Source organism: Streptomyces niveiscabiei, from assembly GCF_001419795.1.
GTDB classification, from domain to species: domain Bacteria; phylum Actinomycetota; class Actinomycetes; order Streptomycetales; family Streptomycetaceae; genus Streptomyces; species Streptomyces niveiscabiei.
In genome coordinates, this window is record NZ_LIRL01000068.1 from 1 (window position 1) to 9,258 (window position 9,258).

A 9,258-nucleotide genomic window follows, 5' to 3' on the forward strand; every position below is an offset into this window, starting at 1 on the left:
CACCGGGAAGCCGACGGGGCCCCCGCTACCCGCAGCGGCCCCGTCGGCTTCCCGGTGCCTGGAGTGTGTGATGGACAGCCCGGACGATGACGACCTGGTCGACGTCGACCTCTACGACGACGGCGGCTTCCCCGAGTACCGCAACAACCAGGCCCCCGGCGCCATTGCCGTGCGCGCCGCGGTACGCGGGAAGGAGCCCGTCCCGACGGAAGGGCTCGCCACCCGCCGCCAGTTACGGGCGCTGGGACTGAGCCCCGGCGGCCACGAGCCCGTCGCCCGGCTCATCTGCCGGGGCGGGAACCGGTGGGCGTGGCTGTACCGCGTCGACCTGGCGGTTCCCAAACGGACACCCACCCTCGCCCAAGAGGCAGCACTGGACCGGGCGATGGCCGCGAGGCAAACGTGCCCGGAATGCCGGAGGCGGTATTACGCGTGCCTCCCGCTGCGCACTCAGGGCCGGTGCGACCCCTGTGAGAAGGGCTTCGAGCCCAGCCCCGACACCGTCATGATCCCGGCCCCGGTCACACACCGGCTCGCCGCCTGACCCGACAGCGCCCCGAGCACTGACGGCTGCCTGATCCGCCCGTCCCGCCGCCCGGCGGGACGGGCGGTGAAGGGGAGCCGGAACACCCCGGTCACCCACACCACCAAGGGGGAAAGCCTGTGATCAGCATCATCCGCCGGTCCACCCACCGCAGGTACGAGCAGGCGGTGGAGACCGCAGAGCGCGTCCCCGGCCTGGAAGGCGAACTGGCAGAGGAACGCGGCAGGGCGGACGACTTCGAGCAGAAGAGCTTCAACCTGGAGCAGCTCCTGGAGGAGCGCGACGGGACGATCGAGAAGCTCCGTATCAAGCTCGACAGCCTGCGCGGGGCCGGTGACGAGATCGCCGCGCTGATGGCCACCGGCCAATCGCCCGCGGCCGCCGGCTACCACGCCGCCCGTGTCCTTCTCGCTCACGCCGACCAGTTCCGCCTCGCCGACACGGCCGAAGGCCGCGCCGGGCTCGAGGCGATGCGCGAGCTGACCGAGCCGCAGACGGTGACCCTCCTCTGCCGCTACGGGCGACGGCACTCCGTCCACGCCACCGTGGACGACGCCAAGGCAGTCGCCCAACGGCAGGGCGCTTCCCCCGACGGCTGGGAGCCCAGCCAGGGGGACCTCGACAACGAATGGCTCGTGGCCCCCTGGAGCACCATCACGCTCGCCGTGGACGCCGCCGCACCGTGGACCACCCCGCGAGAGCCGCTGGCCAGCGTGTACATCCTCTCCCGCGGCGGACTGCCTTGCGCGGCGTTCAGCGCCCCGGACGACGCGCTCCGCGAGCAGGACCGCCTGGGCATCCCGCGCACCGCCGACAGCCTGGTGCGCATGGAACTGGCGGCGAACCCCGCCCCGGCCGCGATCTCCGGGAGCAGCACCCGGCCCGACGTCCAGCCGACCGCCCCGGCCGTCTGAGCCGTGCGTACCCGAACCGCTCTGCTGCTCGCGGCCGCCGTACCGCTCACGGTCACGGCGGCCGCCGTCGCACTCAAGGCCGGATCCTGGGAGCTGACCGCCAACCGGCACGCCATCCGGCTCTCCCCCAGGCCCCGCCCGAACTGCCCCGACTGCCGGGGCGAGGGCGGCTGGTGGTCCGAGGGCCTCTACCCGGGCGGCGAGATGTGCTGGTGCTGGGACCGACCGACACGAACCCTCCGGCTCCTGCCCGTCCGTGACCCCTGGCCGGACGAACCGCCGTTCTGACACCCGACGCACCGAAGCCGTCCCGGGCGGCCCGCACACCACGCGGGCCGCCCCTTCACATCCCGCAAGGAGAACCCCACTCATGACGACCGTCACGGCTCCCGCCTCCACCGTCGACAAGAACCTGGACACCGCCTGCGCCGCCATCGTCAACGAGATCGGACGCACGGACGGTAAATCGTCCTTACTGCTCGCCTTCAACGGCGCAGTCCTCGCCGGCCTCGCGTCCGTCGCCGACAAGGACCTGCCACCCACCACGAAGGTCTTCGGCGCACTCGCCGTCCTCGCCCTGGGCGCGGCCGCCGTGCTGCTGCTCCTGGTCGTCAGGCCACGCCTGGGCGGCAACGACCGGGCGTCGTTCCCGTACTGGGCACGCCTGGACGAAGACGAGATCCGCGCCTGCATGGACGGCGACACCCGAGCCGCCCGCATCCGCGTCCTGTCCGTCCTTGCCGTACGGAAGTTCACCCACCTGCGGCGCGCGGTCGACCTGTCGCTCGCCGCGCTAGCCCTGCTCGCCCTGGCCGCCATTGGCCTCGCGCTGTGACGGCGGCCGCGGTGACCCGCACGCGCCTGGAGCGCATCCGCGCCTCGGTCGGCATCGCCCAGCTCGCCCTCCAGCAGATCGAGGACGAACTCAACGCCGACGACGCCGACGACATCGACCAGGAGGACCTCGCGGCGGTCTTGGACGAACTCGTCTCGGACACCGACCTGCGCGGCGGGCTCATTCCGGCCCTCGCGCAGGTGGTCGACGCCGCCCAGCGCCGGGCCGTGCAGATCGAGCCCGACCAGGACGGCGAAGCGTCGTGCCCCCTGTCCGAGGCATCCGAACTACTTACCGACAACGTCGCGCAACTGCTGATCTGGGCCGCCCACGCCCTCGAGCCGCAGGCAGGCGTTCCGTGACCCCGGACACGATCCAGGTCCTGGCCGCCTTCCGGCGGTCGCACGGGGACCCCTCGGAGTGGACCGCCGAGGTCTTCGAGCAGTGGCTGCAGGCGTCGGACTCGGTCCTCGCCATGCAGACCCGCCAGCAGGACGACGCCGACCGTACGGACCGCCTGATGTCGGGGCTGGACGCGGCAGCCGACGCCGGTGTCGCGTTCCGCGACGGGGGCGCGGACTTCCTGGACGTCGTGGTGCGCGGGCTGTGCTACCACTCCGCCCGCAACCCGGCGTCCTATCCCCCGGCCGGCCACACCTACCCGCGCCGGAGCTGACCGCTGCTGCCCCGGCAGCGCCCGCAGGACTGCTGCCGCACGCCCCATCGCCAACAACCACTCCCGAGAGGACCCGGCATGGGCCTGTTCGACTTCATCCGCAACGAGCCGGTCAACGAGGCCAACACGACGGAGGAGATCAAGAAGCTGAACGCGGCTGCCCAGAAGGCGGAGCTGGCCGGCGACCGGCTCCTGGCCGACGCCGTCCACCACGAGCTGAACAGGGAGCTGGACATCCTCCGGGACCTGAAGACCCCGGAGGAGTAGCGCCTGCCCGCCCGCCGTGAACCACCACCGCATCACCCGACCCGCCCGCCTGCCCGAACCGGGCACCCAAAGCACCCAAGGAGCAGCCGAATGACCGTCTCCCCCTACCCGGACCTGCCCGCCAACGCGCTCCTGGTCCTGATCGGGGCCTCCGGCGCCGGTAAGTCCACGCTCGCCGCGACCTGGCCGGAGCACCAGGTCGTCAGCCTCGACCGGCTGAGGGGCGTCATGGCCGACGACTGCGGCGACCAGGACGCCACCCCCGACGCCGTGGACGCGATGAACCTGATCGTGGACCGCCGGATGTCCCGCGGCCTCAACACCGTCATCGACGCCACGTCCGTGTACGCCGAGGACCGGGCCCCGCTGGTCGACGCCGCGAAACGGCACGGCATGCCGGCCGTCGCCGTCCTCGTGGCCACCCCGCTGGATGTGTGCGTCGAGCGCCAGCAGTCCCGTCCCGCCAACCGGGCCGTGCCCGAGCACGTGGTCACCGACCAGCACCGGGCCATGGCCGCCTCCCACCCGAAGCTCCACGCGGAAGGTTTCAACGAGGTCGTCTTCTCCGACAGCCTGCACCGGCTGGAGCCGTTCCTGGAGAAGATCAGCAGCATCCGGATCCGGGAGCTCGGCACGGGCGGCGACGACGGGCTGGGCGATCTGACCGTGCCCCGCCGGTACTTCGGCCCCGAGCTCCTGCCGCTGTGGCGGTGGAAGGACGGCTCCCGCCTCGCCGGGGGCGACCGCGTCGCGGAGATCCGCCTCGGCCGGCAACACCTCACCCTCGCCCTGCGCACGGACATCGACGGCGAGGGCAGCGCCGGTTTCGAGGTCCTGCTGCCCTGCCCCTTCGACGACGACTGCGAAGGCGAAGCATGGGCGCCGGCCTGGACGGCCACCGACCTGGGGAGCGCGCTCGACGGCGGCATGGACCAGGACCCCGGCATCGTCTGCACCGTCCACGGCACCTTCGACGACGTCGCCCAGGAGGCCGACGACCACACCGCGCGGGCGCTTGAGACGGCCGGCGCATGACCGCCAAGCCCGCCACCGGATCCCCGGTGCCGATGACCCGGCCTTTCGGCTCGCCGGGGATCCGGCGCTCTTCCCCGAGCTGAGCGCACTCTGTGCCGCCCCGGGACCCCGCCACCGCGCGGGCCCGGGGCGGTCGCAGTGGCCTCTCAGCCACGGCCACCGAAACAACCGAGAGGAGCCGGACGTCATGCGCCTGTTCATGTACGAGGTCGACGTCCCGATACACGACACCACCCACCCCGACCGGCACGGCCTGCACGTCTTCACCGGCTACGCCGACTCCCCCGACACGGCTCTGCGGCACGCGCACCAGGCGTACGACGCCGCGCTCGCCGCGCACACGGCAGGACCCCGGATTCCCGGCAGGACGCCGGACGGGGACGGCTGGACCGCGAACGGCCTGCGGCCCGGCTGGACGCTCGACTGGCCCGCCGCCACGGCCGGCCCCTGGACCGACCCGCACGGCCTGCTCCACCCCAGCCGCAGCCTCGAGCTGTAGATCCGCCCCGGGACAGACGACCGCGCGTCTCAAACCCAACCGCCTGTCCCGGGCCCAGCCCATCCCGTACGAGACGAGAGGGAGATCCCCAGTATGGACTCCGTCCTGCACCACCGGAGCCGAATCGGCCCGCGCACCCTCCTGATCACTGCCGCAGCCGTCCCGCTGACCGGCTGGGCCGTCCACGCGACCGTGCTGCTCAAGCAGATCGCCGCCAAGGAGAAGGACCCGTTGACCGGGCTGTTGCGCCGCGACGCCTACACCGCCCGAGCCCGCCGTGTCCTCGCCCGGCACGGCGACAGCACGGCCGTGATCATGGTCGACGCCGACCACTTCAAGCAGATCAACGACACGGCCGGGCACCCGGGCGGGGACGCCGTCCTCGCCGCGTTCGGTGCCCGGATCACCGCGTGGGCGGGTCCGCGCGCCGCCGCTGGCCGCCTCGGAGGCGATGAGTTCGCGGTCGTCCTGGAGCTGGCCGCCGACCGTCGCGAGCAGCGCCTCGCGCAGCTGGTCCGCATGCTGCACACCCCGGTCGTCCTGGACGACGGCCGCACCATCGCGGTCGCCGCCTCGGTCGGCGCCGCGACCCCCGAGGTCCTCGGCACCCGCGACCTGACCGTCCTGCAGAGGGCGGCCGACGCCGCGCTGTACGACGGCAAGCACTCCGGCAGCGCGGTCCTTGCCGCTCCCGCGCACACCACAGTCCCCTCCATCAACGGGCGCCGGGCCGGACGTCCGGGCACGGCCGCGTGGGGGCGGGCCGCATGAGCACCGCGACCCTGCCCGAGGGCGACTGGATCCGCGGCATCAGCATCCGGCAGCCGTACGCGGCCTGCATCCTCGCCGGGGCCAAGACGGTGGAGAACCGTCCCGGCCGGTGGCGGACCGGCTGGGTGCTGCTGCACACGAGCAAGACCGTCGACCGGCCCGCCCTGCGGATCCCGCTGATCGGCCGCACGATCCGCGACCGCCAGCTGGTCACCGGCGCCGTGGTCGGCGTCGCCCGGATCACCGACTGCCACCAGGACCCCGACGGTGCGCCGCCCTGCTCGCCGTGGGCGCACCCGGGCGCCTGGCACCTGGTGCTCGACGACGTCCAGGCACTCCCCCTGCCCGTCCCCGCGCGCGGGCAAGTCGTGCCCTGGAAGCCGACGCCGGACCTGCTGGAGCGCGTCTTCCAGCAGCTGCCCGACTTCCGGCCGTGACCCGCAGGGGACGCACGAAGGAGCAGCCGCCGTTCGAGCCGGGCCTGATCCCGGCTCCCGGTGAGCTGCTCGTCTGGCGCGACGCCCGGCACTTCGACCGCTGGCAGGACCTCAGCTGCACGCTGTGCGGCCGGCCCACTCCCATGCGCTCCCACTCCGGCGAACCCGCGCACAAGGCGTGCGCGGAGGACTGGCTCACCGCCAACCCCGTTGAGGCCCGCCTCGGGCGGTTCGCCTCCGACCCCACGCCGAAGCCCATGTCCAAGGGCCAGGGCGACCATTCCTGACCTCCACCCGGAGGACCTCCATGAGCAGTACCCCACACCACGACGTCGACCCGGCCCTCGTCTACCCCGAGCCGCCCGCGCACCCGAACTGGCGCCGGCCCAGGACGGCGAAACCCCGCCCGATCACCCCCGCCCAGCAGAAACACAACCACGAGCTCCTGCTGCTTGCCCTGCGCAAGCCTCGCACGAGCTCGCAGGAGGGCCGGACATGTTCACCGACATGAAAGAGGCCCTCGAACTCACCGAGCCCGGCAGCGCCCAGCAAGCCGCCGCCTCCCTGGCGGTCGCCCACAACGCCCGAGACAAGAGCGACCTCGTCGGCCTCCTGGGCGCGCTCGGACTGCCCTGCGGCGCAGCCGACCTCGTCCGCCTGCTCCCCCACCTCCCCACCAGCAACCCCCTGACGACCGGAGACCCGATGACCATCGACGCCTTCACTGCCACTGCCGCCTCCATGCTCAAAAACGGCGACAGCCTCGACCACGTCCGCGAGGTCCTGGGGCTGTCGGCCAGCGAACTCGCCAGCGCCCTCCAGCACACTGAGGACGCCGAAACCGTCCAGCCCGCCGGCGACACGGACACCGCTCAGACCGAGGCCCTCCTCACCTGGGCGGAGAACCACCAGGCCGCCGCCATCCGCAACCGGGCCGCCCGTGTCCGCAGCGACCTCGCCGAACTGGCTGCACGCCGTAGCACTGACTCCGCACAGCGCGCGGCAGAGGAACGCGTCGCCAGGGCCAAAGCCGAACTGGAGGCCGCGCAAGCGCAGCTACGCGTGGTAAAGGCCGGCGGCCACGCCGCCACGGCTGACCAGGACGCCCCGCCCCTGGCTCCTGCCCCGGCGGTTCCCGCCGGCAAGCTCAGCAAGGAAGAGCTGGCCAGGATCCGCACCTGGGCGCGCGCCAACGGCTACCAGGTCGCCGACCGGGGCAACCCGGCCAAGGCCGTCATGGACGCCTACAACGCCGCCCACCGCACCACCAACCTGGCGGAGGCAAGCTGATGGACGCCATCCCGCTCGCCCTGGACGGCTACCTGTCCGCCGAACCGGTCTTTGGAGAGCAGGACGGTACCGCCTGCTGGCGGCTGACCTGCTCCCCCACGGACCGGCTGGTCGACGACGCGACCATCCCCTGCGCCAGCCGGAACCCGCACGTCGTCAACGCGCTCTTCACCGAGTGCCGCCCCGGCGACCTGCTCCGTGTCACCGGACACCTCACCCTCCCGGACAACGCTGGCGGAGGGCTCCGCCTCCAGGCGGACACCCTCGAAATCCTCTGGGAGGCCCCGGAACTGGACACCCCGGACAACGACGCGGACACGGCCGCCACTTCTGCGGAGACGGACCGCAATACAGCGATCGAAGCCCTCGCCGTAGCCCTCACCGGCCTGGCCGGCGAACCCGGCCCGGAGGCGAGCATCCGCATCTACATCAGCCCGACCGGCATCCTCGGCACAGGCCTGGAACACTGCCACAGCATCGAGATCCCCCCAGTGCTCGCCCACCAGCTCGCCGACCAGGCCGACGCCATGGGCTGCTACCTGGACAGCGAACGCCCGGACACCGGCACGGTCCTGGACTCCCAGACGATCGCTGACATCACAGAACTGTTCGAGGACATCGACCTGGTCAGCCTCACCGGGGCGGTCCTCAGCTCCACACGGCCCGAACACCGGCCCAAGGTCACCCAGGCGATCGACGACATGTTCGGCGACGTCTGCGACCTCGAGGACCCCGAGCCGTGAGCACGCCGACCCCGGCACCCGAACAGCAGCGCACCGTCCTGGAGCGGTTCCCCGCCGGAGCCCCCCGCGGCTCGTGGCCGGCGGAAGAGTTCGCCGCCGCCCGGCGCGATCAGGGCATCGACGCCCGCGTCGTGATGAACCTGGCAACGGACCAGTTCCTCGTGGTCGCCGACACCCCCTGACCACCCCAGCCCCGAGCGTCGGGCCCCGTCCCACCGGCAGGGCCCGACGCTCCCTGCGCCCCCAGGAGAGCCATGGCCCGCATCACCATCCACGTGGAACCCCGGCACGCCGACAACACCACCTGCGCCCACACGGTGAAACCCTCGGGCAAGCCGCGCAACCCCGCCACCAGCTGCACCGGCCGTACCGCGTACGCCGTCGTCTGCTCCGAACACGGCGACGTCGGCACACCCCACCACGTCAAGCAGCTCGCCGAGCTCGCGGCCACCGAGCACTGCCAGGAGCACCAGGCCGCCCTCGCCACGCGCTGACCCGCGCCCTGCCTGGCTGGGGACACCCTCGCGCCTGCGGGCCGGCCGTCGACACCGACTTCGGCCACCCCCGCAGCACCACCCCATCGGAACGCCGTGCCGCCACTCCGCTGGCATGGCGCTCCGGCCCTTGGAGGCACTGCCTTGGATACGTCGTACACCCTCACCTTCAACCCGCTGCTCCACACCCAGCAGCTGACCGTGACCACCCCCACCCGCCTCGCACAGGAAGTGCACAGGCATGCCCGGGGTGCCCTCGGCTCGCGCAGCGTCGACATCCACCTGGACGCCCTCCACCACATCTCCCGGTACGCCGTCCGCTCCGACCGCTGGCACACCGCCGCTGACATCAAGGACCGCTACGACACCGCCTGGCACGCCATCGTCGAGCATCTCCTCACCGCCCAGGAACCTCCCACCCGCCATGACCTGATCCAAGCCGGACGGTGTGGAACGGGATGCGCGCCGCACTGCGCCGGACCGCCGACCAGGGACGGGTCATCGACCTCACACCGGAGGGCATGCAGCCGCTCGTGCCGACCCGCATATTCCCCGGGGTCGCACAGCCGCTGTGCGCAGCAGTGTTCTCACGCGAAGCCGGACCCCAACCAGACCGCCTCGCCCATGTGATGCACGCGACCGTCACCGGCACCCGCGAAGAGAAATTCCAGCAGCTCGACAACCTCCTCACGCCAGGCCGCCCCACCAGCTGACCCCACCCCTCACTTCTGCGGGGCGGCCTGGCGTGAGGAG

At 72.4% G+C, this 9,258-nt stretch carries 18 protein-coding genes; all 18 read left to right on the forward strand.

Going from position 1 to position 9,258, the window contains the following annotated elements; genetic code table 11:
- Positions 1 to 70 precede the first annotated feature (70 nt).
- The 18 genes from AOK24_RS04255 (at position 71) to AOK24_RS04330 (ending at position 9,218) form a co-directional block, all read left to right on the forward strand.
- Positions 71 to 544, forward strand: coding sequence for an RRQRL motif-containing zinc-binding protein (locus tag AOK24_RS04255; RefSeq protein WP_055718711.1), 474 nt, complete (start codon positions 71 to 73; stop codon positions 542 to 544).
- A gap of 119 nt (positions 545 to 663) precedes the next feature.
- Complete coding sequence (locus tag AOK24_RS04260) at positions 664 to 1,458, forward strand: hypothetical protein (protein ID WP_055718712.1); 795 nt, start codon at positions 664 to 666, stop codon at positions 1,456 to 1,458.
- Positions 1,459 to 1,461: 3 nt separating this feature from the next.
- Positions 1,462 to 1,746, forward strand: a complete 285-nt coding sequence (locus AOK24_RS04265) for a hypothetical protein (protein WP_055718713.1) — start codon at positions 1,462 to 1,464, stop codon at positions 1,744 to 1,746.
- 82 nt (positions 1,747 to 1,828) lie between these two features.
- Positions 1,829 to 2,293, forward strand: coding sequence for a Pycsar system effector family protein (locus tag AOK24_RS04270; protein ID WP_055718714.1), 465 nt, complete (start codon positions 1,829 to 1,831; stop codon positions 2,291 to 2,293).
- An 11-nt stretch (positions 2,294 to 2,304) separates the two neighbouring features.
- On the forward strand, positions 2,305 to 2,655 hold the full coding sequence (locus tag AOK24_RS49125) for a hypothetical protein (protein ID WP_167376800.1): 351 nt from the start codon (positions 2,305 to 2,307) through the stop codon (positions 2,653 to 2,655).
- Positions 2,652 to 2,969, forward strand: a complete 318-nt coding sequence (locus tag AOK24_RS04275) for a hypothetical protein (RefSeq protein WP_055718715.1) — start codon at positions 2,652 to 2,654, stop codon at positions 2,967 to 2,969. Before AOK24_RS49125 ends, AOK24_RS04275 begins: the two co-directional genes overlap by 4 nt.
- Positions 2,970 to 3,047: 78 nt before the next feature.
- Complete coding sequence (locus AOK24_RS04280; protein ID WP_055718716.1) at positions 3,048 to 3,236, forward strand: hypothetical protein; 189 nt, start codon at positions 3,048 to 3,050, stop codon at positions 3,234 to 3,236.
- A gap of 90 nt (positions 3,237 to 3,326) precedes the next feature.
- Positions 3,327 to 4,271, forward strand: a complete 945-nt coding sequence (locus AOK24_RS04285) for an ATP-binding protein (protein WP_055718717.1) — start codon at positions 3,327 to 3,329, stop codon at positions 4,269 to 4,271.
- Between the two features lie 187 nt (positions 4,272 to 4,458).
- Positions 4,459 to 4,770, forward strand: coding sequence for a hypothetical protein (locus AOK24_RS04290; RefSeq protein ID WP_055718718.1), 312 nt, complete (start codon positions 4,459 to 4,461; stop codon positions 4,768 to 4,770).
- A gap of 93 nt (positions 4,771 to 4,863) precedes the next feature.
- Entirely contained in the window at positions 4,864 to 5,541 is a 678-nt protein-coding gene (locus AOK24_RS04295; protein WP_055718719.1) for a GGDEF domain-containing protein, read from the forward strand.
- On the forward strand, positions 5,538 to 5,978 hold the full coding sequence (locus AOK24_RS04300) for an ASCH domain-containing protein (RefSeq protein ID WP_055718725.1): 441 nt from the start codon (positions 5,538 to 5,540) through the stop codon (positions 5,976 to 5,978). The genes AOK24_RS04295 and AOK24_RS04300 overlap by 4 nt, the downstream gene beginning before the upstream one ends.
- Complete coding sequence (locus AOK24_RS04305) at positions 5,975 to 6,265, forward strand: hypothetical protein (RefSeq protein ID WP_055718720.1); 291 nt, start codon at positions 5,975 to 5,977, stop codon at positions 6,263 to 6,265. The genes AOK24_RS04300 and AOK24_RS04305 overlap by 4 nt, the downstream gene beginning before the upstream one ends.
- A gap of 20 nt (positions 6,266 to 6,285) precedes the next feature.
- Positions 6,286 to 6,489: a hypothetical protein gene (locus AOK24_RS45375; RefSeq protein WP_079056674.1), complete on the forward strand. Its 204-nt coding sequence runs from the start codon at positions 6,286 to 6,288 to the stop codon at positions 6,487 to 6,489.
- Positions 6,474 to 7,268 carry an Lsr2 family DNA-binding protein gene (locus AOK24_RS04310; protein WP_055718721.1) on the forward strand — a complete coding sequence of 265 codons (795 nt, stop codon included), beginning with the start codon at positions 6,474 to 6,476 and terminating at the stop codon, positions 7,266 to 7,268. Before AOK24_RS45375 ends, AOK24_RS04310 begins: the two co-directional genes overlap by 16 nt.
- The gene (locus tag AOK24_RS04315; RefSeq protein WP_107103895.1) at positions 7,268 to 8,011 is read left to right on the forward strand and encodes a hypothetical protein; all 744 of its coding nucleotides are present in this window, start codon (positions 7,268 to 7,270) and stop codon (positions 8,009 to 8,011) included. The genes AOK24_RS04310 and AOK24_RS04315 overlap by 1 nt, the downstream gene beginning before the upstream one ends.
- Entirely contained in the window at positions 8,008 to 8,193 is a 186-nt protein-coding gene (locus AOK24_RS04320) for a hypothetical protein (protein WP_055718722.1), read from the forward strand. Before AOK24_RS04315 ends, AOK24_RS04320 begins: the two co-directional genes overlap by 4 nt.
- A gap of 72 nt (positions 8,194 to 8,265) precedes the next feature.
- Positions 8,266 to 8,505 (forward strand): hypothetical protein, encoded by a 240-nt coding sequence (locus tag AOK24_RS04325; protein ID WP_055718723.1) that lies wholly within the window; start codon positions 8,266 to 8,268, stop codon positions 8,503 to 8,505.
- Between the two features lie 458 nt (positions 8,506 to 8,963).
- Positions 8,964 to 9,218, forward strand: a complete 255-nt coding sequence (locus tag AOK24_RS04330) for a hypothetical protein (RefSeq protein ID WP_055718724.1) — start codon at positions 8,964 to 8,966, stop codon at positions 9,216 to 9,218.
- Positions 9,219 to 9,258: the final 40 nt, after the last annotated feature.

Bases quoted from the DNA above. Each gene is read 5' to 3' on its own strand.
- AOK24_RS04255 (WP_055718711.1), top strand. From the start codon at position 71: ATGGACAGCCCGGACGATGACGACCTGGTCGACGTCGACCTCTACGAC.
- AOK24_RS04270 (WP_055718714.1), top strand. From the start codon at position 1,829: ATGACGACCGTCACGGCTCCCGCCTCCACCGTCGACAAGAACCTGGAC.
- AOK24_RS04280 (WP_055718716.1), top strand. From the start codon at position 3,048: ATGGGCCTGTTCGACTTCATCCGCAACGAGCCGGTCAACGAGGCCAAC.
- AOK24_RS04285 (WP_055718717.1), top strand. From the start codon at position 3,327: ATGACCGTCTCCCCCTACCCGGACCTGCCCGCCAACGCGCTCCTGGTC.
- AOK24_RS04290 (WP_055718718.1), top strand. From the start codon at position 4,459: ATGCGCCTGTTCATGTACGAGGTCGACGTCCCGATACACGACACCACC.
- AOK24_RS04295 (WP_055718719.1), top strand. From the start codon at position 4,864: ATGGACTCCGTCCTGCACCACCGGAGCCGAATCGGCCCGCGCACCCTC.
- AOK24_RS04300 (WP_055718725.1), top strand. From the start codon at position 5,538: ATGAGCACCGCGACCCTGCCCGAGGGCGACTGGATCCGCGGCATCAGC.
- AOK24_RS45375 (WP_079056674.1), top strand. From the start codon at position 6,286: ATGAGCAGTACCCCACACCACGACGTCGACCCGGCCCTCGTCTACCCC.
- AOK24_RS04310 (WP_055718721.1), top strand. From the start codon at position 6,474: ATGTTCACCGACATGAAAGAGGCCCTCGAACTCACCGAGCCCGGCAGC.
- AOK24_RS04315 (WP_107103895.1), top strand. From the start codon at position 7,268: ATGGACGCCATCCCGCTCGCCCTGGACGGCTACCTGTCCGCCGAACCG.
- AOK24_RS04325 (WP_055718723.1), top strand. From the start codon at position 8,266: ATGGCCCGCATCACCATCCACGTGGAACCCCGGCACGCCGACAACACC.
- AOK24_RS04330 (WP_055718724.1), top strand. From the start codon at position 8,964: ATGCGCGCCGCACTGCGCCGGACCGCCGACCAGGGACGGGTCATCGAC.